Annotated in this window: 26 protein-coding genes and 1 riboswitch; of the genes, 19 read left to right on the top strand and 7 right to left on the bottom strand. The window is 54.5% G+C overall.

What is annotated here, in order from left to right; translation table 11 throughout:
* Window positions 1-114 precede the first annotated feature (114 nt).
* From miaB to NeNHUV3_RS05560, 3 genes are all read left to right on the top strand, one after another.
* Window positions 115-1,443 (top strand): tRNA (N6-isopentenyl adenosine(37)-C2)-methylthiotransferase MiaB, encoded by a 1,329-nt coding sequence (gene miaB / locus NeNHUV3_RS05570; protein ID WP_391483044.1) that lies wholly within the window; start codon window positions 115-117, stop codon window positions 1,441-1,443.
* Between the two features lie 273 nt (window positions 1,444-1,716).
* Entirely contained in the window at window positions 1,717-2,253 is a 537-nt protein-coding gene (locus tag NeNHUV3_RS05565) for an OmpA family protein (RefSeq protein ID WP_048599373.1), read from the top strand.
* A gap of 11 nt (window positions 2,254-2,264) precedes the next feature.
* Window positions 2,265-2,582, top strand: coding sequence for a hypothetical protein (locus NeNHUV3_RS05560; RefSeq protein ID WP_391483043.1), 318 nt, complete (start codon window positions 2,265-2,267; stop codon window positions 2,580-2,582).
* Between the two features lie 91 nt (window positions 2,583-2,673).
* Here the strand turns inward: NeNHUV3_RS05560 and NeNHUV3_RS05555 are convergent, their stop codons facing one another.
* Complete coding sequence (locus tag NeNHUV3_RS05555) at window positions 2,674-3,105, bottom strand: thermonuclease family protein (protein WP_391483041.1); 432 nt, start codon at window positions 3,103-3,105, stop codon at window positions 2,674-2,676.
* 475 nt (window positions 3,106-3,580) lie between these two features.
* On the opposite strand from NeNHUV3_RS05555, the gene NeNHUV3_RS05550 reads away from it, so the two are divergent.
* The 14 genes from NeNHUV3_RS05550 (at window position 3,581) to NeNHUV3_RS05485 (ending at window position 17,150) form a co-directional block, all read left to right on the top strand.
* Window positions 3,581-4,654 (top strand): PhoH family protein, encoded by a 1,074-nt coding sequence (locus tag NeNHUV3_RS05550; RefSeq protein WP_370726547.1) that lies wholly within the window; start codon window positions 3,581-3,583, stop codon window positions 4,652-4,654.
* A complete protein-coding gene (gene ybeY, locus NeNHUV3_RS05545; protein ID WP_391483039.1) occupies window positions 4,651-5,121 on the top strand; it encodes an rRNA maturation RNase YbeY in 471 nt (156 codons plus the stop codon). Before NeNHUV3_RS05550 ends, ybeY begins: the two co-directional genes overlap by 4 nt.
* Window positions 5,122-5,167: 46 nt before the next feature.
* Window positions 5,168-6,130 carry a transporter associated domain-containing protein gene (locus tag NeNHUV3_RS05540; protein WP_391483037.1) on the top strand — a complete coding sequence of 321 codons (963 nt, stop codon included), beginning with the start codon at window positions 5,168-5,170 and terminating at the stop codon, window positions 6,128-6,130.
* The gene (gene lnt, locus NeNHUV3_RS05535; RefSeq protein WP_391483035.1) at window positions 6,127-7,731 is read left to right on the top strand and encodes an apolipoprotein N-acyltransferase; all 1,605 of its coding nucleotides are present in this window, start codon (window positions 6,127-6,129) and stop codon (window positions 7,729-7,731) included. The genes NeNHUV3_RS05540 and lnt overlap by 4 nt, the downstream gene beginning before the upstream one ends.
* Window positions 7,732-7,758: 27 nt before the next feature.
* Window positions 7,759-7,808: riboswitch (SAM-SAH riboswitch) on the top strand.
* 6 nt (window positions 7,809-7,814) lie between these two features.
* Window positions 7,815-8,996, top strand: a complete 1,182-nt coding sequence (gene metK / locus NeNHUV3_RS05530) for a methionine adenosyltransferase (RefSeq protein ID WP_391483034.1) — start codon at window positions 7,815-7,817, stop codon at window positions 8,994-8,996.
* 78 nt (window positions 8,997-9,074) lie between these two features.
* Window positions 9,075-9,788, top strand: coding sequence for a tRNA (guanosine(46)-N7)-methyltransferase TrmB (gene trmB / locus NeNHUV3_RS05525; protein ID WP_341247337.1), 714 nt, complete (start codon window positions 9,075-9,077; stop codon window positions 9,786-9,788).
* A gap of 124 nt (window positions 9,789-9,912) precedes the next feature.
* On the top strand, window positions 9,913-11,262 hold the full coding sequence (gene aroA / locus NeNHUV3_RS05520) for a 3-phosphoshikimate 1-carboxyvinyltransferase (RefSeq protein WP_391483032.1): 1,350 nt from the start codon (window positions 9,913-9,915) through the stop codon (window positions 11,260-11,262).
* Complete coding sequence (gene cmk, locus NeNHUV3_RS05515) at window positions 11,259-11,870, top strand: (d)CMP kinase (RefSeq protein WP_391483031.1); 612 nt, start codon at window positions 11,259-11,261, stop codon at window positions 11,868-11,870. The genes aroA and cmk overlap by 4 nt, the downstream gene beginning before the upstream one ends.
* Window positions 11,871-11,960: 90 nt before the next feature.
* A complete protein-coding gene (locus tag NeNHUV3_RS05510) occupies window positions 11,961-13,118 on the top strand; it encodes a DUF2130 domain-containing protein (protein WP_391483029.1) in 1,158 nt (385 codons plus the stop codon).
* 122 nt (window positions 13,119-13,240) lie between these two features.
* A complete protein-coding gene (locus NeNHUV3_RS05505; RefSeq protein WP_391483027.1) occupies window positions 13,241-13,678 on the top strand; it encodes a hypothetical protein in 438 nt (145 codons plus the stop codon).
* Window positions 13,679-13,873: 195 nt separating this feature from the next.
* Window positions 13,874-15,547 carry a 30S ribosomal protein S1 gene (gene rpsA, locus NeNHUV3_RS05500; RefSeq protein ID WP_048599342.1) on the top strand — a complete coding sequence of 558 codons (1,674 nt, stop codon included), beginning with the start codon at window positions 13,874-13,876 and terminating at the stop codon, window positions 15,545-15,547.
* 274 nt (window positions 15,548-15,821) lie between these two features.
* Window positions 15,822-16,100, top strand: coding sequence for an integration host factor subunit beta (gene ihfB / locus NeNHUV3_RS05495; protein WP_391483025.1), 279 nt, complete (start codon window positions 15,822-15,824; stop codon window positions 16,098-16,100).
* A 33-nt stretch (window positions 16,101-16,133) separates the two neighbouring features.
* Window positions 16,134-16,493, top strand: a complete 360-nt coding sequence (locus tag NeNHUV3_RS05490) for a lipopolysaccharide assembly protein LapA domain-containing protein (RefSeq protein ID WP_391483023.1) — start codon at window positions 16,134-16,136, stop codon at window positions 16,491-16,493.
* Window positions 16,494-16,496: 3 nt separating this feature from the next.
* Window positions 16,497-17,150 (top strand): phosphoribosylanthranilate isomerase, encoded by a 654-nt coding sequence (locus NeNHUV3_RS05485; RefSeq protein WP_391483022.1) that lies wholly within the window; start codon window positions 16,497-16,499, stop codon window positions 17,148-17,150.
* Between the two features lie 11 nt (window positions 17,151-17,161).
* Here NeNHUV3_RS05485 and NeNHUV3_RS05480 read toward each other — a convergent pair whose 3' ends face one another.
* The 4 genes from NeNHUV3_RS05480 to NeNHUV3_RS05465 form a co-directional block, all read right to left on the bottom strand.
* Window positions 17,162-17,530 (bottom strand): DUF2237 domain-containing protein, encoded by a 369-nt coding sequence (locus NeNHUV3_RS05480; RefSeq protein WP_341247330.1) that lies wholly within the window; start codon window positions 17,528-17,530, stop codon window positions 17,162-17,164.
* Window positions 17,531-17,540: 10 nt separating this feature from the next.
* Window positions 17,541-18,689, bottom strand: coding sequence for a serine hydrolase domain-containing protein (locus tag NeNHUV3_RS05475; protein ID WP_391483019.1), 1,149 nt, complete (start codon window positions 18,687-18,689; stop codon window positions 17,541-17,543).
* A gap of 61 nt (window positions 18,690-18,750) precedes the next feature.
* Window positions 18,751-19,437, bottom strand: a complete 687-nt coding sequence (pth, locus tag NeNHUV3_RS05470; protein WP_391483017.1) for an aminoacyl-tRNA hydrolase — start codon at window positions 19,435-19,437, stop codon at window positions 18,751-18,753.
* A gap of 115 nt (window positions 19,438-19,552) precedes the next feature.
* Window positions 19,553-20,188 (bottom strand): 50S ribosomal protein L25/general stress protein Ctc, encoded by a 636-nt coding sequence (locus NeNHUV3_RS05465; RefSeq protein WP_391483016.1) that lies wholly within the window; start codon window positions 20,186-20,188, stop codon window positions 19,553-19,555.
* A gap of 158 nt (window positions 20,189-20,346) precedes the next feature.
* Here NeNHUV3_RS05465 and NeNHUV3_RS05460 point away from each other — a divergent pair, with 158 nt between their 5' ends.
* Entirely contained in the window at window positions 20,347-21,492 is a 1,146-nt protein-coding gene (locus NeNHUV3_RS05460; protein ID WP_391483015.1) for an MFS transporter, read from the top strand.
* A gap of 25 nt (window positions 21,493-21,517) precedes the next feature.
* Here the strand turns inward: NeNHUV3_RS05460 and NeNHUV3_RS05455 are convergent, their stop codons facing one another.
* Window positions 21,518-22,129: a sulfotransferase family 2 domain-containing protein gene (locus NeNHUV3_RS05455; RefSeq protein WP_391483013.1), complete on the bottom strand. Its 612-nt coding sequence runs from the start codon at window positions 22,127-22,129 to the stop codon at window positions 21,518-21,520.
* Window positions 22,130-22,168: 39 nt separating this feature from the next.
* Complete coding sequence (locus tag NeNHUV3_RS05450) at window positions 22,169-23,338, bottom strand: L-lactate dehydrogenase (protein WP_391483011.1); 1,170 nt, start codon at window positions 23,336-23,338, stop codon at window positions 22,169-22,171.
* Between the two features lie 139 nt (window positions 23,339-23,477).
* On the opposite strand from NeNHUV3_RS05450, the gene NeNHUV3_RS05445 reads away from it, so the two are divergent.
* On the top strand, window positions 23,478-24,014 hold the full coding sequence (locus NeNHUV3_RS05445) for a pseudouridine synthase (RefSeq protein ID WP_391483010.1): 537 nt from the start codon (window positions 23,478-23,480) through the stop codon (window positions 24,012-24,014).
* The last annotated feature ends 11 nt before the right edge of the window (window positions 24,015-24,025 follow it).

Here is a 24,025-nt window from a genome sequence, read left to right as displayed (position 1 = left end):
ACCCGTTGACAGTGCTTCAATAGCGAACCATTTGCATGCCAGAACTACATTATATACATGGGCGCATGGGCGCGCATAGTGCTTTCCTCATCCCAACCAGCAAGGGTCCTTGTCATGGCTGACACCAAGAAGTTGTTTATCAAAACCTACGGCTGTCAAATGAACGTCTATGACAGTGAACGCATGGCTGAGGCGATGGGCTCCAAGGGCTACACAGAAGTGTCCAGCCCCGAAGAAGCAGACATGATTTTGCTCAACACATGCCACATCCGTGAGAAGGCCGCTGAAAAAGTCTACTCCGAACTGGGCCGCCTCAAGACGCTTAAAACCGATAAGCCTGATCTGAAGATTGGTGTAGCGGGCTGTGTCGCTCAGGCTGAGGGTGAAGAGATCATGCGTCGCCAGCCCGCAGTTGATCTTGTTGTTGGGCCGCAGTCGTATCACCGCCTGCCCGAGATGGAGGAGAAAATCCAAACGGGCCGCAAGGCGCTCGACACGGATTTTCCTGAAGAAGATAAATTTGACCACCTCAAGTCGCGTCCCAAAGCCAAACGTGGTCCAACGGCGTTTCTAACGGTCCAAGAGGGCTGTGATAAATTTTGCGCGTTCTGCGTGGTGCCTTACACTCGCGGTGCCGAAGTCAGCCGCCCCGCGTCGCGCATCGTCACAGAAGCCCGTGATCTGGTAGAACGCGGTGTGCGCGAAATTACCTTGCTGGGCCAAAACGTGAATGCGTACCACGGTGCGGCGGACGACGGTTCTGATACGTCATTGGCGCAACTTATCTGGCAGCTGGACAAAATTGACGGCTTGGAGCGCATCCGCTTCACCACTTCACACCCCAATGACATGACCGATGACCTGATCGAGGCACACGGTACATGCGATAAATTGATGCCGTATTTGCACTTGCCAGTGCAGTCAGGAAGCAACCGTATTCTCAAGGCGATGAACCGTAAACACACTGCCGAAGAGTACCTTCAGGTGATTGAGCGTATCCGCGCAGCGCGCCCTGACATTATGCTCTCTGGCGACTTTATCGTAGGCTTTCCGGGTGAAACGGATCAGGACTTCGAAGACACTATGTCTTTGATCCGCGCCACAAACTACGGCTCTGCGTTCAGCTTTAAATACTCTACACGCCCCGGCACGCCAGCGGCAGAAAAGCCGCAGATTGATGATGGGGTCGCAAGCGAGCGCCTTCAGCGTCTCCAGACACTGATTTCAGAGCAGCAACGCGCAGGTCAAGACAGTATGGTTGGTCGCAAAGTGAAAGTTCTCTTTGAAAAACGTGGCCGTCGCGAGGGGCAGTTGATTGGCAAGTCCGAGTATCTGCACGCCACCCATGCATTTGCCCCGGATCATCTGTTGGGCGAGGTGGCTGAAGTGCTAATCACCGCCTCTGAAACCAACTCGCTGACCGGAGAGCTTGTCTCATCCTGAAGTGCGGGCAGGCCTTTGGTCACCGATATTTCATACGATAGTGCGCAAATTGGCAAAAATAGGCTGTTCGCCTAGCCATTGTTGCGCAATCACGCACAATATGTGGTAGTTTTTTCTTCACAAACTGCCCGAATTTGCTAGAGTTTTAGGTATTAACGGATTTTTGACACGCCGACGTCAAAACTGATTTCTGTGTTTTTGAGTGAACACCGGTTACAACGGCAGAGGATACATCTCGTGGTGAATAGAGTGAAAAACATAGCGCAATCCGCTATCGCAACGGCTGCGGTCGCTGTGGCGGCGTTGGCGTTTCAGACAACTGATGCAGCTGCACAACAGCGCACAGTGGTAGGCGAGCGTTACGTACCAACAATCTGGGTTGATCCCGATGGCTGCGAGCATTGGGTGATGGATGACGGCGCGGAAGGCTTTATGACGCCTCACGTCACCCGCCAAGGCATTCCGGTGTGTAATCGCGGCAATACGTGCGGCGTCATCAACTCTGACCAACTTTTTGCCACCAACCGGTACCATGTCTCGAACGCAGGCCGCGCGCGCTTGGCCGAGTTTTTCCGCGAAACCGGCGCGGCGGGCTACGTTATCACTGGCCACACAGACAGCCGCGCATCTGACGCCTATAACATGCGCTTATCATTGAACCGCGCAAACGCGGTCGCCGCGGTGGGTCGCTCTGCAGGGGCGAATATTGTGGATGTGCGTGGTTACGGGGAACGCCAACCACGTGCATCAAATAAAACCCAAGCAGGCTTGGCGCAAAACCGCCGCGTTGAAATCATCTGTATCCGCTGAGGAGTGAGTAAATGAATATTGTGAAAACCATCGCTCTTGGGTCGGCGGGACTGCTTATGGCGGGCTGTGTGTCTGGCTTTGAGGGTGGACCTCGGGACGACAAAACCGTTGATGCAGGCTTTCGTGGCAACAAAGACCTAAGCCAGTTGCAGGCGGGTATCTGGGTTGACCCAACAGGCTGCGACCACTGGATTATCGATGACGGTATCGAAGGGTATTTGTCCGCGCGTTTGGACCCCGACGGCAAGCCAGTTTGCTCAGGCGTTGCCCCACCCAACACAGCAATCGGTCCTTTCAAGGGCGCCGATGATGTATCTGATCCGCTCTGATCCGGCTGATCCTAGTGACGTGTTTCTGAAACCCCTGCCAATTGGCGGGGGTTTTATTTTTAGCGCTACAACACTTTAGGGCGGTAAACGTTCATTGTTCGCGCTTTTGCTTTGCTGCGGCTTTGCGTTCTTCATGCCGTTGCCAAAGGAACATCTGACCGTTTTGTCGTGCGTTGGCCAACCATAGACGTTTGCGCACGCCTGGGCTTTCTAAGTGCGTGTAAACGCCGCCAGAGTGGCGCGGCCAGTCGATCGCGTGTCCTTGTCTGACCATTTCTGCGGACACATCTGTTCCGTCTGGTAGGTAGCATTTTGCGACTGCTCGTCCGAAGTGATCAATTGCTGTAATTTCTGCTGTGATCCGCTGTCCCTTACACAGTTCAAGAAGTTTCCATTTGGCTTTTTGGCCGTAGGGGTGATTGATCTCGGGGGCATCAACGCCAAACAATCTGATTTCCGTTTTCTGAATGCGCAGGCTGTCTCCGTCGATAATGTAGGCGGGGCCTTCCAGCTTTTCGCCCACCTCAGGCGTTGATGGCTTTGGAAGTGGGCGTAACGCCGTGGCGCTCGGAGCAGCGGTTTTTCGTGTAGACCTGACTTGCCTCGGCATGGTGCTTTGCCGCGGCCTTTGTGTTGGGTGTGTCGGAGGGGTTTTGTGCCCCATCTGCGATGCAATCCACCAAACAACTGCACATACGGCTATAAGCGCAAATATTTCCATAAACCCGTTCACCAATTAATACGGCTGTGCCGCTACCACTAAATACCTCAGTACTATGTCGGCAAAATGTTGGTAGGTACAGACTTTGCTGGGAATGAGTGTTCGGCTGGGTCGTTGCGTCAAAACGTCTCTTATCTCTTCAGCACGCTGGTCGTCCGAAAAAATGTTATAATTCTGTGAAACAGGCTTTTGGTGGGTTGCATCCCCATTCCCGTGGGGACACGGTTGAAGCCACGTTCTGGCCAATCGCCACCGACACATCAAAAGGGAGACATGATTGCCTGTCGATACGCTGATACCTGAGACCGGATCTGCTTCAGATCAGGGTCCAGACACAACAGAGACGCTTCTCGAGTTTCCTGACAACCGCCTTTTGATTGACCTGTGCGGTGAATACGATCGCAATCTTAGCCACATTGAGAACGCGCTTTCGCTTCAGATTATTCGCCGTGGCAACCGTCTGGCGTTGATTGGTGACGTGGACACAAGTGCACGTGCGGCGCAGGTTTTGGGTGGGCTCTATATGCGGCTTGAAGCGGGCGGCGAAGTTGATATTGGCGAAATTGACGGCGCACTACGCCTGAGCGCGCCTGTTTTCGATCCTGCCAAAGACAGTGCTGAGGAAAAGCCTGCAACGGCCGCAGGCGGCATGACCGGTGCGCAAATCGAGATGTTCAAAGGTGGTGATGTTGAGATCACCACTCGTAAGAAATTGGTCAAACCGCGCACGCAAGCCCAGAAAAATTATGTGCGTGAGATTTTCAAAAATGAGTTGTGCTTTGGTATCGGTCCCGCCGGGACAGGCAAAACGTATCTTGCTGTCGCTGCTGCGGTGAATATGTTTGTTGGCGGTAAAGTGGATAAGATCATTCTATCGCGACCGGCCGTTGAGGCCGGTGAGCGTCTTGGCTTTTTACCCGGGGACATGAAAGACAAAGTCGATCCCTATATGCAGCCGCTCTATGATGCGTTGAATGATTTTCTGCCGTCCAAACAAGTTACAAAGCTGATCGAAGACAAAAAGATCGAGATCGCACCGCTTGCCTTCATGCGCGGTCGGACGTTGGCCAATGCGTTTGTTGTGCTGGACGAGGCGCAGAACGCCACATCCATGCAAATGAAGATGTTCCTGACCCGTCTGGGTGAAGGGTCAAGAATGGTGATTACTGGTGACCGCACGCAGGTGGATTTGCCGCGTGGTGTTCAATCAGGGCTGCGTGACGCAGAACGTCTTTTGAACGGGATAAAGCACATCAGCTTCAACTATTTCACCGCCAAGGACGTTGTGCGTCACCACTTGGTAGCCAAAATTATTGAGGCGTATGACAAAGATGATCCGGCCAAAGGATGATCGATGTCGTTCTGGAAGACGCGCGCTGGGCGGGGCTTGAGGCGCTGGCTGTTGCTGCCACTGACGCTACGCTGACCCATTTGTCGCTGGATCCTGTGTCTTATTTGGTGTGTGTGATGGGCTGTGATGATGCGCGGATTGCCGAGTTGAATGCCGAATTTCGCGAGAAACCGACCGCGACAAATGTGTTGTCATGGCCCGCTCAAGAGCTTGCCCCACCGCAAGCCCCAACACCTGATCCGTTCGAGGATGAAACAGAGTTGGGTGATATTGCACTGGCCTACGAGACGTGCCATCGCGAGGCAGAGGAAGCCCAGCTTACGCCACAGGCGCATATTACCCATTTAATTGTGCATGGAACCCTTCATTTATTGGGGTATGATCACATTGAAGACACAGATGCAGAGTTGATGGAGGGTTTAGAAGTAGAAATCCTTGCAAAACTGGGCATCCCTAACCCATATTAGCTAAGTCCGAGGGCGACTGGCCCCTTACAAACACGATTGTGACACGATGAACGACAGTTCCGACGGCTCCTCTAGCGCAGCGCAACGCGCGCAGGCACTTGATGCCACACCGTCTAAATCCCCTTCCTCTGATGACACTAATGATGTCGCGGCGGAACTCCGCTCGACTGATGCGCAACCTGCCATTGAGGCTGACGTCCCTGTGGCAAAATCTGACAGCTTTTTCGGCCGTATTATTGGCGCGCTTAGCCCTGCGGATGATACCCGTTCCGATGCGGGGGCAGGCGCAAATGCTGGCGCGCGCTCGACCCACGGGATGATCAACCTGCGCCGGTTGCAGTTGGATGACATTGCTATTCCGCGTGCAGATATTACCGGCGTGGCGCTTGATATTTCAAAAGATGATCTGGTCGAAGTTTTCCGCCACAGCGGCTTTACCCGCTTGCCCGTTTATGATGGCAATCTTGATGCGCCGGTCGGGTTGATCCACCTAAAAGACCTTGCCCTGCGCCACGGGTTTAACGGGTCCAAAAAGTTTGACCTAAAAGCGATGCTGCGCGAATTGATCTATGCCCCGCCCTCTATGCCGACTGGGGTTTTGCTGCAAAAGATGCAGGCCGAGCGCATTCACATGGCGCTTGTCATCGATGAATATGGCGGTGTGGACGGCTTGGTCACCATTGAGGATTTGATTGAGCAAGTCATCGGTGAGATCGAAGATGAGCACGATGTGGCCGATGCAGACATGTGGAGCCAGGAAACGGATGGCAGCTACCTCGCGCTGGCCAAAACGCCACTTGATGAGTTTGAGCACCACATCAGCCAATCCCTGACGGATCACGAAGACATCGACGAAGAGGGTATCGATACCCTTGGTGGGCTGGTGTTTATGTTGTCCGGTTCGGTGCCGGCGCGCGGCGAGGTGGTCAAACACCCTGCTGGACCAGAATTTGAAGTGATTGACGCAGACCCCCGCCGGATCAAACGCCTTCGGGTACGGGTGCCTTGATCCCAAAACTGCCCGTTTGGGTTTCAGCTATCGCCGGTGCTGTTGTTGCCCTTGCTGGCGCCCCCTTTGGCATCATTGCCGCGGCTTTTGCGGGGGGTGTTTTGCACCTGTCGCAATCTGTTCATGACCGCAGCATACGTGCGGCGTCTCTGCGCGGCTGGCTGTTCGGCTTTGGATATTTCGCTGTCACATTGCATTGGATTGTTGAACCGTTCTTGGTGGACGCTGCGCGGCACGGCTGGATGGCGCCTTTTGCCTTGGTGTTTTTATGCGGTGGCTTGGCGGTGTTTTGGGGCTTGGCACAGGGGGTGGCGTTTTTTGCCACGTCTGAAACTGTACCGGCTGACGGCTCGACTTTTCATTTCAAGACGACCTGGAAACGTGAACGCACATTGGCTTTGGGGCCGCGGGCTCATGCTTATTTTCTGATGAATTGGGCTTTTGCACTGGGTGGTGTTGAAGTGCTGCGCAGCTTTGCGTTTACGGGATTTCCTTGGGGTTTGTTGGGCTATATTTGGGTCGACACGCAGGCTTCAATGCTTGCCACTGTGGTTGGTCCCCATGGTCTTGGGTTATTCAGTTTGCTTGCTATTTGCATCTTTGCATGGGCGGTGCTGAACCGCCATGTCTTGCCTGCCCGCGTGGGGTGGGGGACGATGATTGGGGTGCTAACCGTTGTGTTGGCTGGAATGCAGCCTATGCCACCTGCGCCAGCCAATGTTGGGTCCGCTGTAGCGGAGCAAACGCTGGTCCGGATTGTGCAGCCAAATGCGCCGCAATCCGAGAAGTGGCTGCCCGAAAAAGCGCGTGATTTTTTCGACCGAAGTGTCGCGCTGAGCGAAGCTGCACCTGAAAATGGCGGGCGCAGGCCCGATTTGATTGTGTGGCCCGAGACATCAATTCCCGTTTGGTTGGATGAGGCGGATGTCGCGATTGGTATGATTTCGCGCGCACTGCCACAAACACCGGTGATTGCGGGGCTGCAGCGCGCAGATCGCTTGCGGTTTTTCAATACAGCCGTTGTGATTGATGATGGTTATGTGACGGACTTTTATGACAAGGCACAATTGGTCCCGTTTGGTGAATATCTGCCTCTTGGTGGCCTGCTGTCCAAGCTTGGCATCTACGGGCTTGCCGCGAATGAGGGGGGCGGTTTTTCGCGCGGTATCGGCATGCGCACGCTACAGGTAGGCGACCTGGGTCGCGCACAAATTTTGATTTGCTACGAGGGGATTTTCCCGCATTTGGCGGGGGCAACCAAAGAGCGCCCTGCCTTTTTTGCACTGATCACTAATGATGGATGGTTTGGCAACTGGGCTGGTCCGCGACAGCATTTGGTGCAGGCACAGTTTCGCAGTCTTGAGCAGGGCATCCCAATGCTGCGCTCGGCCAATACGGGGATCAGTGCAATAATCGATGCCCGCGGACGCGTGACAGCACAACTTGGGATGAACCAAACAGGCTTTATCGATGCAGCGGTGCCCGCTGCGCGAAAGGTCACACTTTATGCGCGTACGCGTGATTGGCCGATTATCGGCGTCTTTATGTTGTGGCTTATTGGCACGTCTGTGCTGGTGTGGCGGCGTTCGTCGTTGACGTGATGTGCCTAAAGGCATAGCGAAGACGCCATGCCTCACCAACGGCTTCCTGACGGTGTGGGCGGTATTCAACTGGAGCACGTTTCATGACACGATCTAATTACACATTTACTTCGGAGTCCGTTTCCGAGGGTCACCCAGATAAAGTCTGCGACCGGATTTCCGATGCAGTGCTTGATGCCTTTTTGGCCGAGGAGCCTGAGGCGCGTGTCGCAGCAGAAACGTTCGCCACCACAAACCGCGTTGTGATCGGCGGCGAGGTTGGCTTGTCTGATCCCGACAAGCTGAAAGACTACATGGGTCGCATCGACGAGATTGCGCGCGCCTGCATCAAAGACATCGGTTATGAGCAGGACAAGTTTCATCACGAAACAGTTGAGATCACCAACCTGTTGCACGAGCAGTCGGCGCATATTGCCCAAGGTGTTGATGCTTCTGCGGACAAAGATGAAGGGGCGGGCGACCAAGGGATTATGTTTGGTTTCGCCACCCGCGAAACAGATGCGTTGATGCCTGCGCCTATCCAGTATTCACACGCGATTTTACGCCGCTTGGCAGAAGTGCGCAAAGACGGCACAGAGCCCACATTGGGGCCTGATGCCAAGTCACAGCTTTCTGTTGAATACCGCGATGGCGTGCCCGTTGGTGTGTCCTCGATCGTGTTGTCGACCCAGCACCTTGATGCCTCAATGAGCAGTGCCGACGTTCGCGCAGTTGTTGAGCCCTACATTCGTGAAGTGCTCCCCGAGGGGTGGATATCTGCGGATACCGCTTGGCACGTGAACCCCACCGGCAAGTTTGTGATTGGCGGGCCGGATGGGGATGCGGGTCTGACGGGCCGCAAAATTATCGTGGACACTTACGGCGGTGCAGCCCCCCACGGTGGGGGTGCGTTTTCGGGTAAAGACCCGACCAAAGTAGACCGGTCAGCGGCCTACGCAGCGCGTTATCTCGCCAAAAATGTTGTGGCTTCTGGTATGGCTGCGAAATGCTCGATCCAGCTGAGCTACGCAATTGGCGTGGCTGAGCCGTTGTCGATCTATGCTGACACATTTGGCACAGGCGAAGTGGATGATGCGGCGATAGAAAAGGCGATCCGTACAACGATGAGCCTGACACCGCGCGGTATTCGCGAACATCTGGGCCTAAACCGTCCGATCTATCAGCGCACAGCGGCCTATGGTCACTTCGGCCGTAGCCCTGAAGCGGACGGTGGATTTAGCTGGGAGCGCACGGATCTGGTGGATGCGCTGAAAGCAGCGGTCTAGCAAACCGTTTAGAGTGATACGTGCCGCGTGCGAACGGCTTGCTTGCCAAGTCTGCGCGCGGTGCGTAAACCGCCGGTCATGACCGATACAACACACAAAAGCGGTGCGCCTTGGCGTAATTTTTATGGGCGTTTCAAGGGTAAGGGCCTGCGTTCTGCGCAAGAGCGTTATCTTGATGAGGACCTTGCGGCTTTGTCGCCCGGTGCTGTGTCTTGGGAGGATAATCCCGAACGCACTCCTTTGGAGTTACCAAAGGTTTTTGGCGACAAAGATGTGTGGCTTGAAATTGGTTTTGGCGGCGGCGAGCACTTGGTGCACCAGGCATCAGAGAATCCGCAGGTCGGCATTATTGGCGCAGAGCCTTACATCAACGGCGTGGCGATGTTGCTTGGTAAAGTGCGTAAAGCAGGCGTTGAAAATCTTGCAATTTACCCCGGTGACGCCCGTCATTTGTTCGATGTGTTGCCAGACGCGAGTATTTCAAAGGCGTTCCTTCTTTATCCAGATCCATGGCCCAAAAAGCGCCACCATCGCCGCCGATTTGTCACCCAAGAACATCTTGAACCTTTGGCGCGTGTGCTTAAACCTGGCGCTGAATTCCGTGTGGCGACTGATATTGCAGACTATGTTCGCCAAACCTTGGTTGAAGTTCCGAAGGCAGGTTTTGAGTGGTTGGCCGAAGCGCCTGCAGATTGGCGCACCCCGTGGGGTGACTGGATTTCGACGCGGTACGAGCAAAAGGCCATCCGTGAAGGGCGCCCCCAACATTATCTGACGTTTCGCAAGATTTGATCTAGTGGAGTGAGTATTTCTGCCAAAGCGAAACTGGCTGATTTACCTAGCATTAGCCACGGGTTAGAACGAGACACCGACCAAGTGGTCACCCAACGAGCAGTCCCAAGAAAGAGCGCGTATTATGTCCAGCCACGGTGAGCCAATTCAAATGCAATCGAGCAAAGCAGGCCCGCTGCGCGGTGAGGCAAATGTACCGGGCGACAAGTCTATTTCGCACCGTGCTTTGATTTTCGGGGCGATGGCTGTGGGCGAGACAACAATCACTGGATTGCTTGAAGGCGAAGATGTGTTGGACACCGCAAAGGCGATGCAGGCATTTGGTGCGACAGTGACCAATCATGGCGGCGGTAAATGGTCTGTGTGCGGTGTTGGTGTTGGTGGCTTTAGCGAACCTGAGAATGTGATTGATTGCGGGAATTCCGGTACTGGCGTGCGCCTAATTATGGGGTGTATGGCCACCAGCGATATGTCTGTGACGTTTACAGGCGATGCCTCGTTACGCTCGCGGCCGATGGCCCGAGTGACGGACCCGATTGCGCTGTTTGGGGCGCAGTCTTACGGCCGCAGTGGTGGCCGCTTGCCGATGACAATTGTCGGTGCCGCCGATCCGGTGCCTGTTGAATATGTCACGCCTGTTCCGTCTGCGCAGGTGAAGTCGGCTGTTTTGTTAGCTGGTTTGAACGCGCCAGGTCAAACAGTTGTCATTGAGAAAGAAGCGACCCGTGATCATACAGAGCGGATGCTAAACGGATTTGGCGCCAGCGTGATCACCGAGGAAGGTCCAGAAGGTCGCAAGATTACCCTGACGGGCCAGCCGGAATTAAAGCCGCAGGACATTGTGGTGCCGCGTGACCCAAGCTCGGCCGCGTTTCCTGTGTGTGCTGCGTTGATCGTTGAGGGGTCTGATGTTCTGGTACCCAACATTGGTCTAAACCCAACGCGTGCTGGTTTGTTTGAGACCCTGCGCGATATGGGCGCTGATTTAACGTATGAGAATTTGCGCACCGAGGGTGGTGAGCCTGTTGCTGATCTGCGTGCGAAATACTCGCCCAATATGCAGGGAATTGAGGTGCCAGCAGAACGCGCTGCGTCGATGATTGACGAATACCCGGTGCTGTCTGTTGTGGCGAGCTTTGCCAGTGGCAAAACGTTCATGCCTGGTGTGAAAGAGCTGCGTGTGAAGGAAAGCGACCGCATCGATGCAATGGCCCAAGGTCTTCGCGCTTGCGGTGTGCAAGTGGATGAGGGAGATGATTGGTGGACCGTGCACGGTGGTGGCGCGGGTGGAAGCGCCAAAGGCGGTGCGACTGTTGAGAGCCGTTTGGACCACCGTATTGCGATGAGTTTCATGGTACTTGGTATGGGCACGCCGGAGCCTGTCTGTGTTGATGATGGCGGCCCGATTGCCACAAGCTTCCCAATTTTTGAGGCGCTTATGAACGGCCTTGGTGCCAAAGTGGCGCGCGCGTGACCCTGACCGTTGCCATAGATGGACCAGCAGCCAGCGGGAAGGGTACGATTTCAAAACGTGTAGCTGCCGAGTTTGGTTTTGCCCATTTGGACACAGGACTTTTGTACCGTGCCGTGGGGGCCAAAATGCTTGCGGGTGTTGAGCCGATCGTTGCCGCGCAAACTCTTAAAGCGGCTGATTTGACGCCAGAAAACCTGCGCACCGCAGAGGTGGCACAGGCCGCGTCAAAAGTGGCGACGATTGAACAAGTACGGGCCGCTTTGGTTGATTTTCAGCGTGCGTTTGCAGCGCGTGCGGGCGGTGCTGTTTTGGACGGTCGTGATATCGGCACGGTGATTTGCCCCGATGCGCAGGTGAAATTATTCGTCACAGCCAGTGCCGAAGTGCGCGCCGAACGGCGGTATCTCGAGCTGGCGGGCAAGGGGCATGACGTGACCCGCGACGGTGTGCTAGCAGATGTGGTTGAGCGTGACCGCCGCGACAGCGAGCGTGCTGTTGCACCGATGAAGCCTGCAGAAGGTGCAGTGGTGATTGACACGTCCACATTGGATATTGAGGCGGCCGTTGCGCGTGCGAGCCAATTTATCCGTGCAGCGATAAAGACTTAAACCTCACTATTTATTTGTTATGCTCACCTTGTTGCCTGCGTTCAGAGCGTGGGCACTACACTTGTGCGAGATAAACGGAGCCTGCGCCCAATGTCTGATTTGAAGATTACATGCCCCAAATGCAGCAGTGAAATTGAGCTGACTGAAAGTCTGGCAGGTCCCATGATGGCAGACATGAAGGCGCAATTCGCTGCTCAATTGGAGGCCAAGCGGCATGAGACGGAGCAAGCGGTTAAGGCCGCGGAACTGCGTGCCAAAGCGGCTGCAGAGCAAGCAGGCAAGCAGAACGCGCAAGAACTGGCAGAGCGGCTGGCGGACCGAGAGGCAAAGCTGACCGAAGCACAGGCTGCCCAAGCAGCGGCCATGAAGCGTGAGCGCGAGTTGGCGGATAAAGAGGCTGAAATTGAGCTGACCATTCAAAAGCAGCTGGCGGTTGAGCGTGAGAGTTTACGTACCAAACTGGCAGTTGAGGCCGAACAGAAAGCGGCTTTGCGCATTAGTGAGCAGAGCCAAACGATTGAGGGGCTGACCCGCAAGATCGAAGAGCTGCAACAGCGCGCGACCCAAGGCAGTATGCAGGCCCAAGGCGAAGCAGCCGAGCTGGTTTTGGAAGACACGCTGGGTACGGCATTCCCGTTAGACGTGCTGGAACCTGTTGGTAAAGGTGTCAGTGGGGCTGACGTTGCCCAAGTGGTTGGTGATGGCCGCGGTGGTGAAGCCGGTACAATTCTCTGGGAGAGCAAGCGGACCAAAAATTGGTCGCCTGCGTGGCTGGCTAAGTTGCGGGAGGATCAGCGCAAGGCCGGTGCGCATATTGCCGTGCTGGTGTCCACCGCATTGCCAGATGGTGTGCAAAGCTTTGATCTGATTGATGGTATCTGGGTCTGCGGTCCTAGTTTTGCGGTGCCGCTTGCCCGGTCTTTGCGGCAGGGGCTGTTAGATGTGTCCACAGCAAAGGGCCTTAAGGTTGGACAGCAAAGCAAGATGGAGCTTGTTTATGACTATCTGACAGGGACACAGTTCAAGCAGCGGATTGAAGCGGTGCACGAGCGGTTCTCGGTCATGGAGGACGCGCTGCGCAAAGAGCGGATATTCATGGAGAAGCAATGGGCGGTTCGACAAAAACAACTAGAGCTTGTGCAAAGCTCAATGCTTGGAGTTGGCGCAGACCTGAAAGCGATTGCCGGTGCGTCCATGCCAGAGATTGATGGCTTGGATATGGACGTTATTGGGGGTGATGTGACTTAGGACATCTTTTTGAGCAATCTTTAGTTTCACAATGATATCATTCGAATTGAACCCTTGACTGAATACTGAGTGGTAGTAGGGCGGCGCTACTAATTGGTTAATGGCTATAAACGAGAACTTTCATGGATACTTTCATGCGCGGCTTTTGTGCTGCCCTCTACTCTGGCGATGCCTGTACGGCCGCTGACTTCCTTAAATTGCCGAACGCGATGTTTCATAATGGTGCGATGCGGGTGAACAACTCACATGCGGAGACGCGCAATATGATCGAGGCGTTCCAAGCGGCTTACGCGAAATTGGGCCCGTTTCGTCATAATGCACAGATATTTCACCAAGCTGCTGAAACAGACACGCGGACAGCGGTTTCTCTTGAGACAGACTTTTTTGCGCCCGATGATACAGTCTTGGGCAAGGCGAAATGTGAATTCTGGGTCGAGCAAACAACGCTGGGGCCGAAAATTGCGATGCTTGAGATTATCGCCTCATTGCTACCCACGGATGTCATCGAAGATCAGCTCTTTGGTGCGCATACGGAACACCTGGACGCAGCCCTTGATTAGCAAGGGAATCTTGCTTATACGCGCGCTTGTTAAAGCGTCGAAACAGATGCGGACATGAGATTTGAGCAGGGTCGGTTTGCACCGGCCCTGAAGTTTTCGTGGACCAGCTGTTTTGAGGATTTGGCCAAATTCATCCAAAGACCGGCGGAGACAACCGCACGGCCAGAAAACTTTTAAAAAGGACGTTAACGCCACATGGCTAACACAATGGAAGAGTTTGAAGCACTCTTGAACGAAAGCTTCGAGATGGACACTCCCGATGAGGGAACAGTCGTCAAAGGTAAGGTCATCGCGATTGAAGCAGGCCAAGCCATCATCGACGTAGGCTACAAAATGGAAGGCCGCGTTGAGCTTAAAGAATTCGCAAATCCAGGCGAAGCTCCCGAAATCGCAGTTGGCGACGAAGTAGAAGTCTTCTTGCGCTCTGCTGAGAACGCCCGTGGCGAAGCAGTTATCTCACGCGAGATGGCCCGCCGCGAAGAAGCATGGGACCGTCTGGAAAAAGCATACGCCGCAGAAGAGCGCGTCGAAGGTGCTATCTTTGGTCGCGTCAAAGGCGGCTTCACTGTGGACCTTGGCGGCGCAGTTGCGTTCTTGCCTGGCTCACAAGTTGACGTACGCCCCGTACGTGATGCCGGCCCGTTGATGGGTCTCAAGCAGCCGTTCCAAATCCTCAAGATGGACCGCCGCCGTGGTAACATCGTTGTATCGCGCCGTGCGATCCTCGAAGAATCACGTGCCGAACAGCGCGCTGAAGTCATCGGCAACTTGGCTGAAGGCCAAACTGTTGACGGTGTGGTCAAGAACATCACCGAATACGGTGCGTTCGTTGATCTGGGCGGTGTTGACGGTCTGTTGCACGTTACTGACATGGCATGGCGCCGCGTTAACCACCCGTCAGAAATCCTGACGATTGGCGAAACGATCAAAGTCCAGGTCATCAAGATCAACAAAGAAACACACCGCATCAGCCTCGGCATGAAGCAGTTGCAAGAAGACCCATGGGATATCGTTGCGGCGAAATACCCACTGGATTCTGTGCACACTGGTCGCGTCACCAACATCACGGACTACGGTTCGTTTGTTGAGCTTGAGCCAGGTGTTGAAGGTCTCGTTCACGTGTCTGAAATGTCTTGGACCAAAAAGAACGTACACCCAGGCAAAATCGTTTCCACCAGCCAAGAAGTCGAAGTCATGGTTCTGGAAATCGACGGTGCAAAACGCCGTGTGTCACTTGGCCTCAAGCAAACACAGCGCAACCCATGGGAAGTATTTGCTGAGCAATTCCCAGTTGGTACAGAAGTCGAAGGCGACGTCAAAAACATCACCGAATTCGGTCTGTTCATCGGTCTCGAAGGCGACATCGACGGCATGGTTCACTTGTCAGATTTGACATGGGAAGGCCGCGGCGAAGACGTGATTGGCGATTACCAAAAAGGCGACACAGTTCAGGCTGTTGTTACTGAAGTCGACGTTGAGAAAGAGCGCATCAGCTTGTCTGTAAAAGCGCTTGGCGGTGACAAATTCGCAGAAGCAGTTGGCGGCGTATCACGCGGTGCAGTTGTAACTGTTGAAGTGACTTCCATCGAAGACGGCGGCATCGAAGTGACTTACGAAGGTATGAAAGCCTTTATCCGTCGCTCTGATCTGTCACGTGACCGTGCCGAGCAACGTCCAGAGCGCTTCAGCGTTGGTGACAAAGTTGACGCACGCGTAACAAACATGGATGCGAAAACACGTCGCTTGGGTCTGTCGATCAAAGCACGTGAAATTGCAGAAGAAAAAGAAGCAGTTGAGCAGTACGGTTCTTCGGATTCCGGTGCATCGCTTGGCGATATCTTGGGCGCAGCGCTTAAGTCTGACGACTAATCCGTCGCTTCTAATTTGCTAGTAAAGGCCCCGCATCTTGATCATGCGGGGCCTTTTTCGTCTCGAATCGGGGAACTACTGATTTGCGGCGGTGATTAGGTTTGAGCCAAGCTGATCCAAAATACGTGCCTTCTTTTGTCGTTTGGCGCGCAAAAACCTGTCAAATTTAACCTAAATTGCATGCTAGATGCTGCAACGGCTTGTTTTCTAGTGATTTTCTCCGCCTAATGTTCCAACGTTTAGGCGTGAGTAAGTAGACTAAGGGGGCCGCGACATGATCCGGAGCGAACTGATCCAAAAGATTGCTGATGAAAAACCGCACCTTTACCAGCGCGACGTTGAGAAAATCGTGAATACGATCTTTGAAGAAATCATTGATGCCATGTCTCGTGGTGACCGAGTTGAGCTGCGTGGTTTTGGGGCGTTTTCCGTCAAGAAGCGCGATGCACGCCAAGGCCGAAACCCGCGTACGGGCGAGGCTGTTTCGGTTGACGAAAAGCACGTTCCGTTCTTTAAGACCGGTAAGCTGTTGCGTGAGCGTTTGAACGACTAACCGCGGCGCTGTTGCAGAGTTAAGGAGCAAAGTATGCGCTACATTCGGTACGGCATTATTGGTGCGATCGCGGTTGTGTTGATTGTGGTCGCCCTTGCGAACCGAGGTGTGGTGACATTGCGCATTCTGCCACCAGAACTGGCCGAATTAATCGGTGTACCGCTATTGGCCCGCTCAGTTGATCTACCCCTATTTCTTGTGATTTTTGGTGGTATTGCAGCCGGTGTTTTGCTTGGTTTTGTATGGGAGTGGATGCGCGAGCATAAAATCCGCGCAGCCAAAGCCACGACTGAACGCGAGCTGAAATCCCTTGAGCGTGAAGTACGCCGCCTAAAAGGGAAACAAAACGAGGGCAAAGACGAGGTCCTCGCGTTGCTTGATGACGCCAGCTAATCCATGGCACCTTTGATCCGAACAAAATTTTGCGGCCTAAGCCGGCCCGAAGACGTTACTGCTGCGGCCGATGCTGGTGCGGCGTATGTTGGTTTTGTCTTTTTCCCAAAAAGCCCCCGCAACGTGAGCATTGAACAAGCCGCAGATTTGGCCGTTACGGTGCCCGTTGGGATTGCGAAAGTTGCCTTGGTTGTAAACGCGAGTGATGCTGAGCTGGACGCAATTGTTGAGGCTGTGCCCTTGGATATGCTGCAGCTACACGGCGCGGAAAGTGTTGAGCGGGTGCGCGAAGTGCGCGCGCGCTATGGCCTTCCAGTCATGAAAGCTGTTGGCGTGGCGGATGCGGATGATCTGCCTGCGCTAGATGCCTATGCGATGGCCGCTGATCAGCTTTTGATTGATGCTAAGCCACCCAAAAACGCCGACCTGCCCGGTGGTAACGGTTTTTCGTTTGATTGGCGTTTGATTGCGGGCAAATCTTGGCCCGTACCGTGGATGCTGGCTGGTGGTCTGACCCCCGATAACGCGGCTGAGGCCGTGGCCATGACAGGCGCGCGTCAGTTGGATGTGTCCTCAGGGGTTGAGGCAAGTGTTGGCGTTAAAGACGGCGAGCTAATGACGGCCTTTGCTGAGGCTGCCAACGGCGGAATATCCTGAAGCTACGCGTGTCAGACCGCGTTCTCTTCCAATACCTCTATAGGAACGATTTCCAACGCGCGCTGGTGGGTCGCCTCAAGATGGACTTTGGGAGCGCAACCTTCGTGGTGGGCTTGCAAAAAGCGCGTCGCACATAGGCACCAACTGTCACCTGCTTTCAAGCCCACGAATCCGTATTGCGGGCGCGGGGTGCTAAGATCGTTGCCGACGTATTTGGAAAAGGCGAGGAATTCGTCAGTCATAATTGCGCAAACTGTGTGGCTGCCTTGATCGGCGTCACAGGTGTTGCAAAAGCCGTCGCGGAAAAAGCCAGTGACGGGGTCGGTGCCGCAGATCACCAGTTCGGTTCCGCGCACGTTGATGCTGTCGTCTTTTTGCATGAAGCGCCTCTTATTGGGTGGCCAACTGCCGGAGCACGGCCATGTTTCGATCAAACACACCTTTTTCACGAAAACCGCGGTGTGCGCCGTTCAGCGCGATCACCGTTTGTGTGTTACGATTGATGTAGATGTATTGACCGTAAATGCCACGAGCCATGAATTCACCTTCTTGGGCATCGGCGGGGATCCACCATTGATAGCCGTATTGAATGGCGCCAGCTTTTGTCTTGGCAAGCGGCACAGTTGATTGGCGCAGCCACTCCGCAGGTACAATTTGGCGCCCGTTGTATCTGCCATCCTGCAATACCATCTGGCCAAAGCGTGCGTAGTCCCGTGTGCGCATGTTCAGACCGCCTAATACAAACGCAGTTCCATAGCCGTCCGTGACATAATAAGGCGACGCCTCAAGCCCGAGTGGGGCAATAACTTTTTCAGACAGCAGGGCAGGGATGCTTTTGCCAGTTGCGCCGCGCAGGACCATCCCCAAAACATGGGTGTCGATGCTGACGTACTGCCAAGCACTGCCGGCGGGTTGGAAGGTTTCTGTTAGATCAGCGGTGAACGCATCCATTGACCGGCCCAAAGCCAAAACGCGGCCCATTTTGTTGATGTCGCTCGACGGGTCGAGGTAGTCCTCATCAAAGGTCACGCCACTCGACATCAACAGCACATCTTCGACGCTGGCCCCCGCATAGGCACTGTCCATCAGGGAAGGTGCATATTTAGTGACGGGATCATCGATACTGTCGATCGCGCCTTCATCAAGTGCGATCCCCATAAGCACAGATATGAACGACTTAGCCACAGACCAGCTGATCCGTTGATCTTCTGCGGTGGTGTCTTTGTAGTAACTTTCGTGGCGCAGCTTGCCGTTTTGTAGCACGACTATTGCGGTAACATCCACCTGCTCGACCCAGTCTTGTTGCTCAGGCGTTAGACTTAACGGCGGACCTTTAGGCAACTGAGACACTGGGCCGTCGCCACGTGAAACCTCTTCGTGCAAAAAGGCGGCGTCCATGTTGGAAAAGTTGTGTGTAATCCGGTCCGCATCAAACAGCGAATTAACAGCCAGCAAGCGCGCGATGCGGTCTTGATGATAAAGTGCAACCGCGCCCACCCCGAGCAAAACAACAATCACGATGCGGATAAATCGTTTCATAAGCAGCGCCCTCCCAAACTCTGTTTATGCACCAAGCGTAACCTCAACAGGCCGTGCGCTGCTAGCGGAACTTGTCCATCAGCTTTTGCATTGCCGTACGGTCATCTTCCTTTGGGTGTGTTGCCTCGGCGGCAGGGGTGGTTTTGGCATTTGGGCCTTTGGTGCCGGTCGATGGTCGGGCAGGGGCCGCGCGCAGGGCCACGGCGTTTAGAAATTTCGCAGTGTCGCCTTCAGCAAGATGTGCAGCCCCGTCACCGATGCCGCGTAGCACGTCATCAAGCCAGTTTTGGTCTGCCTTTGCGAAGTCGTTCAAGACATACGAGGGCACTTTGTCTTTGTGCCCGGGATGCCCCACACCAAGCCGCACACGGTCGTAGTTGGGAGAAATATGCGCATGGATTGAGCGCAGACCATTATGGCCAGCATGGCCGCCGCCGGTTTTGACGCGTACTTTAGCCGGCGCAAGGTCAATTTCGTCGTGAAAGACGATCACGTCCGTGCTGTCGAGTTTGTAAAAGTCTAGCGCCGCACGCAACGACTGTCCTGAGTTGTTCATGAATGTCTCAGGTTTAAGAAGCAGAACTTTCTCTCTGCCCAATCGACCCTCACTGATCTGGCCCTGAAACTTTGCTTTCCACGGACCAAAGCCGTGGTCCGAAGCGATCTGCTCAAGCGCCATGAAGCCAATGTTGTGGCGGTTCTTGGCATATTTCTGCCCAGGGTTTCCGAGGCCTGCAAAGAGTTTCATAAGGGGCGCCTTTGGTCACTGTTGTTGCGCTGTTTTAGCCCAAGCTTTGCACAAAACAAAAGGGCCACGCAGTAATTGCATGGCCCTTCGTGTAGGTTCGAAAGAGTGCTGCAGATTATTCTGCCGCTGCCTCTTCGCCTTCTTCGCCGCCTTCAGCGTCGTCATCGGAAGATGAAGCAAGACCGGATGGCGCTTGGATGTTTGCAATCACAAAGTCACGGTCGATTGTTGCTTTGCAACCTTCTGGCAGAGTGATCTGCGAGATTGTCAGCGTATCGCCGATTTCCATGTTGCTGATGTCTGCAGTGATGCTCTCAGGGATATCACCAGCAGTAACAACCAGCTCAACTTCAGGACGCACAGCTGTAAGCACGCCACCTTTTTTGATGCCTTTACATGTGTCTTCGTTTTCGAAGTTCACTGGGATGTAGAGAGCAATCTTTGTGGTACGCTTAAGACGCATGAAGTCGACGTGTGTCGGCAGGTCTTTGATAACGTCACGCTGTACGTCACGGCAGATAACGCGAACGTCTTCTTGGCCTTCGCACTTGAGGTTGAAAAGTGTCGACTTAAAGCGACCGGCTTTCAACTTCTTCAACAGCTCGTTGAATGGGATTTGAATTGCAACTGGGTCTGTGTCGCCGCCGAAAACGATGCCCGGAACCAAACCTGCACGACGTGCAGCGCGAGCGGCCCCCTTGCCTGTCCCCGCGCGGTTCTGGACGATAAGATCTGGGATCTGACCTGCCATGATATTTCTCCAATAAATAAAGGGGCCCGCCTCCAAGGGTGCGGTGCCCGATGAAGTGGCGCTTTTGCGGCGAATCTGGGTGAAAGTCAAAGGGTTTTTAGGCCGCGTGCCCAGTGATCGCTTGTGTGCAAGAGGAACTCGTGCGAACGCTTTGCGCAATGAAAGTGTACCGAGACATATACGACAGCCGCAAGACGCTGCTTGGCTTTGGCTCAATGGGCATTTTGTGGGGTGCGTTTGCAGCTTTTATTCCGCGTTTGAAAGCCCAAATTGATGTAAGTGATGCGACGTTTGGATTGATAATTTCATGTGCTGCATTGGGGCTTTTGGCTGCCATGGCCGCTGCCCCAACACTTGATCGCCGCTTGCGCCGTTTTGCGATGCCAGCCGCAATCGCTGCTTTGGCTACTGCATATCTGGGCCTTGGGACGGTGAGCACGGCAGTGGGCTTTACGACTGTTATGTTTGTGGTGGCCTTTGCCTCGGGTCTTGCGGATATCGTTATCAACGCCCGCATTTCCGAGACAGAAGCCCGCACAGGGCGTTCCTTGATGAACCTTAACCATGCTGGGTTTTCCTTAGCCTATGCGTGCGGCGCGATCGTTACAGGCTTTGCGCGCGAGGCGGATTGGCAAACGTGGGTCGTTTTCGCGTTGCTTGCGGTGGTCGTTTACGCGGCGTGTATCAAGATGCCGATGCGTACGGCGTCCGAGACGGAACCGGATGCACCCAAAGGCGGGCGTTTGCCAATTGGGGTGATCGTGTGGGGCGGCATCATTGTGTTGATCGCCTTTGAAACAGAAGGCGCGTCCGAGGCATGGTCGGCGCTGCACGTTGAGCGCACCTTGGGCGGCGGCGCTGCCGAAGGGGCGTTCGGGCCCGCGATGCTTGGTCTGACCATGGCTGTTGGACGCTTTTCTGGGCATCTGATTTCAGGGCGCGTTAGTGGGATGAAAATCATTGTGGCCGCATCGATGTTCGCAGCTATCGGCGCGTGGTTGGCCGCAGCCGCGACCAGCCCAAACATGGCCTACGTTGGCTTTGGCATTTTGGGTTTAGGAATTTCCGTGATCGCCCCAACGGCCCTCAATATTGTCGGTGAACGGGTCGGTATTGCGGATCGAACTTTGGTGATCGCACGCGTTTCGATTATCGGTTTTGCTGGGTTTTTCCTTGGGCCGCCGGTGATTGGCTTGTTGGCCGAATATCACGGGCTTCGGGTGGCGTTTGCTACCGTTGGATGCTTTTTGCTGATGATTTTGCCCGCAACAATGATGCTCAAACGGCAAGGCCCTAAGGCCTGAGTTATCGCGCTTTGCTGGAAAGGTTTCACCTACAGCGCAGATGCCCACCAGCTGCCATCACCTGATCGTAAAGGGCGAAATCCTCTGGCCACGCTGCGCGCACGTCTGCCTCGGTCTGGGGGATTTCATCAATCAGTAGCGGACGCGAAACATTCACAGTTGGGAAATTCAAGCTGGTCTCAAAACGCTCATCCAGAAACCGTCGCAGAACCGGCTGTTCTTCATAGGCAAAAAGATGATCCACAAGCACGGTCCCGTCATCTGCGCTTAGGAAGTTGAACTGCCTGCCAACGGTGCCGAGGGGCGGTTGCGGGCTTTGCAAGGCTGCGCTGGCAAAATCATGGAACGATACCCCATCGGTCGAGCGCGGATTATCTTTGGGCAGGCGCACGCGGTACCGATACCAACTGCGCAGCCAGTCCATCGGCTCGCGGATCACGGCGATCACTTCGTTCGTCTCGTTGAGGGAGGCCTTCAGAAAGGGTGCGACGCGGTTATGATAAAAGCGTGCATTCTGGTGCTTGCGGCGTCTGCTGAACCGAATGTCTGCGAGATTGCCCAAAGTCTGTTCAATCGCGGTTGAGCCCGTTTTGGGCGTTGCGAGATAGACCAGACCATTTTGGGACAATATCAACATGTGGCAAAGCTAGCCCGTTTGCACGGGCTAGGCCAGTGATCAGTTTTGTTGCCAAACGCCCTCAAAACCTTCGGGAACAAGCAAGATATCGCGGTCCAACTCATCAATAGTTCGCCGCCCGCATAGCGCCATGGTGGTGTCCAGTTCCTTGCGGATCACGTCCAGTGCCATGGTCACGCCTTGCTGCCCCATTGCGCCGAGCCCGTAAATATATGCCCGTCCAATCATCGTGCCTGACGCGCCAAGCGCGATTGCTTTAAGCACGTCCTGACCCGAGCGGATGCCGCTATCAAGCATCACTTCGATCTCTCCGCCGACGGCCTGCATGATGCTGGGAAGCACACGAATGGAGGACAACGCGCCATCAAGCTGACGGCCACCGTGGTTTGAAACCACGATTGCATCTGCCCCAACTTTGACGGCCATTTTGGCGTCCTCTGCGTCAAGAATACCCTTCAGAATTGTCTTGCCGTCCCATTTTTCAATCAGCTTGGCGACTTTTGACCAGTCTAATGCGGGATCAAACTGTTCGGCAGTCCACGAGCTGAGCGATGACGTATCGCTGATGCCTTCGACGTGCCCGACGATATTGCCAAAGTTGCGACGTTTGGCGCTTAGCATCTCAATGCCCCAGCCCCATTTGGTCGCAAGGTTCGCTATGGTTTTGGCGGTCAGTTTGGGCGGCGCAGACAGTCCGTTTTTGAGGTCTTTGTGTCGCTGACCCAATATTTGCAGATCAAGAGTAATCACAAGTGCCGAGCATTTTGCAGCCTTCGCGCGGGCGATCAGCCGGTCCACATAGTCCTCGTCCTTCATCGTATAAAGCTGGAACCAAAATGGTACGGTTGTGGCTTCGGCGACATCTTCGATGCTGTTGATGGACATCGTCGACAGTGTGTATGGCACGCCGAATTTTTCGGCAGCACGGGCGGCTTTAATCTCACCGTCTGCGTGTTGCATGCCAGTCAGACCCACGGGGGCAAGCGCGACGGGCATAGTTACATCCTGGCCTGCCATCGTGCTTGAAGTGCTGCGGCCTGTCATATCAACAGCCACACGTTGGCGCAGGCGGATTTGGTCAAAATCAGTAGTGTTTTCGCGGAACGTTTGCTCGGTCCAGCTGCCGGATTCAGCATAATCGTAGAACATGCGCGGCACGCGGCGCTCGTGGATTTTCTTCAGGTCGCCGATGTTGGTGATCACAGCCATAGCTCGCTCCGCGTAAAATTGGTAAACAATGATTACCAACGGCGCCAAACTCAGGCAAGCGATTGTTGCTTTCGCTGACAGGGCGGGGCAGCTAAGTATGAACCGGATTTAGCTCAAGTAGAAACGCGGCGGAAATGTCATGGCGATCATCTTGTTTAATAAGCCTTTTGATGTGCTTTCACAGTTCACGGACCTTAAGTCCCCAAGTCCGCGTGCGACCTTATCTGATTATATTGATGTACCCGCCGTTTATCCCGCTGGCCGCTTGGACCGTGATAGCGAAGGTTTGATGGTGCTGACGGATGATGGGCGTTTGCAGGCGCGTTTGACACAACCGCGCAGCAAGACCCCCAAAACATACTGGGCACAAGTTGAGGGCACGCCAACGCCCGAACAGCTTGATGCCTTGCGCGCTGGTGTCACCCTGAAGGACGGGCCGACACGTCCGGCGAAAGTTGAGGTGTTTGAACCCGAAATCTGGCCCCGTGTGCCGCCGATCCGTGTGCGTAAATCGATACCCGATACGTGGATCAAATTGACCATCACCGAAGGGCGCAATCGCCAAGTACGCCGCATGACTGCTCACGTTGGTTTGCCGTGTCTGCGTCTTGTACGTCATAGCGTGGGTGACTGGACAGTTGATGGCCTTGCCATTGGAGCGTGGCGGCACGCTTGAAGTGCGCCCGC

It is taken from the genome of Nereida sp. NH-UV-3, assembly GCF_042939535.1.
Classification (GTDB): Bacteria; Pseudomonadota; Alphaproteobacteria; order Rhodobacterales; family Rhodobacteraceae; genus Nereida; species Nereida ignava.
Note: the sequence above shows the minus strand (reverse complement) of the source record. Positions and strands in the feature narration are given on the sequence as shown.

Coding starts and splice junctions, on each gene's coding strand:
- miaB (WP_391483044.1), top strand. CDS start 115: ATGGCTGACACCAAGAAGTTGTTTATCAAAACCTACGGCTGTCAAATG.
- NeNHUV3_RS05560 (WP_391483043.1), top strand. CDS start 2,265: ATGAATATTGTGAAAACCATCGCTCTTGGGTCGGCGGGACTGCTTATG.
- ybeY (WP_391483039.1), top strand. CDS start 4,651: ATGATCGATGTCGTTCTGGAAGACGCGCGCTGGGCGGGGCTTGAGGCG.
- NeNHUV3_RS05540 (WP_391483037.1), top strand. CDS start 5,168: ATGAACGACAGTTCCGACGGCTCCTCTAGCGCAGCGCAACGCGCGCAG.
- metK (WP_391483034.1), top strand. CDS start 7,815: ATGACACGATCTAATTACACATTTACTTCGGAGTCCGTTTCCGAGGGT.
- trmB (WP_341247337.1), top strand. CDS start 9,075: ATGACCGATACAACACACAAAAGCGGTGCGCCTTGGCGTAATTTTTAT.
- aroA (WP_391483032.1), top strand. CDS start 9,913: ATGTCCAGCCACGGTGAGCCAATTCAAATGCAATCGAGCAAAGCAGGC.
- NeNHUV3_RS05510 (WP_391483029.1), top strand. CDS start 11,961: ATGTCTGATTTGAAGATTACATGCCCCAAATGCAGCAGTGAAATTGAG.
- NeNHUV3_RS05505 (WP_391483027.1), top strand. CDS start 13,241: ATGGATACTTTCATGCGCGGCTTTTGTGCTGCCCTCTACTCTGGCGAT.
- rpsA (WP_048599342.1), top strand. CDS start 13,874: ATGGCTAACACAATGGAAGAGTTTGAAGCACTCTTGAACGAAAGCTTC.
- ihfB (WP_391483025.1), top strand. CDS start 15,822: ATGATCCGGAGCGAACTGATCCAAAAGATTGCTGATGAAAAACCGCAC.
- NeNHUV3_RS05490 (WP_391483023.1), top strand. CDS start 16,134: ATGCGCTACATTCGGTACGGCATTATTGGTGCGATCGCGGTTGTGTTG.
- NeNHUV3_RS05485 (WP_391483022.1), top strand. CDS start 16,497: ATGGCACCTTTGATCCGAACAAAATTTTGCGGCCTAAGCCGGCCCGAA.
- NeNHUV3_RS05480 (WP_341247330.1), bottom strand. CDS start 17,530: ATGCAAAAAGACGACAGCATCAACGTGCGCGGAACCGAACTGGTGATC.
- NeNHUV3_RS05475 (WP_391483019.1), bottom strand. CDS start 18,689: ATGAAACGATTTATCCGCATCGTGATTGTTGTTTTGCTCGGGGTGGGC.
- pth (WP_391483017.1), bottom strand. CDS start 19,437: ATGAAACTCTTTGCAGGCCTCGGAAACCCTGGGCAGAAATATGCCAAG.
- NeNHUV3_RS05465 (WP_391483016.1), bottom strand. CDS start 20,188: ATGGCAGGTCAGATCCCAGATCTTATCGTCCAGAACCGCGCGGGGACA.
- NeNHUV3_RS05460 (WP_391483015.1), top strand. CDS start 20,347: ATGAAAGTGTACCGAGACATATACGACAGCCGCAAGACGCTGCTTGGC.
- NeNHUV3_RS05455 (WP_391483013.1), bottom strand. CDS start 22,129: ATGTTGATATTGTCCCAAAATGGTCTGGTCTATCTCGCAACGCCCAAA.
- NeNHUV3_RS05450 (WP_391483011.1), bottom strand. CDS start 23,338: ATGGCTGTGATCACCAACATCGGCGACCTGAAGAAAATCCACGAGCGC.
- NeNHUV3_RS05445 (WP_391483010.1), top strand. CDS start 23,478: ATGGCGATCATCTTGTTTAATAAGCCTTTTGATGTGCTTTCACAGTTC.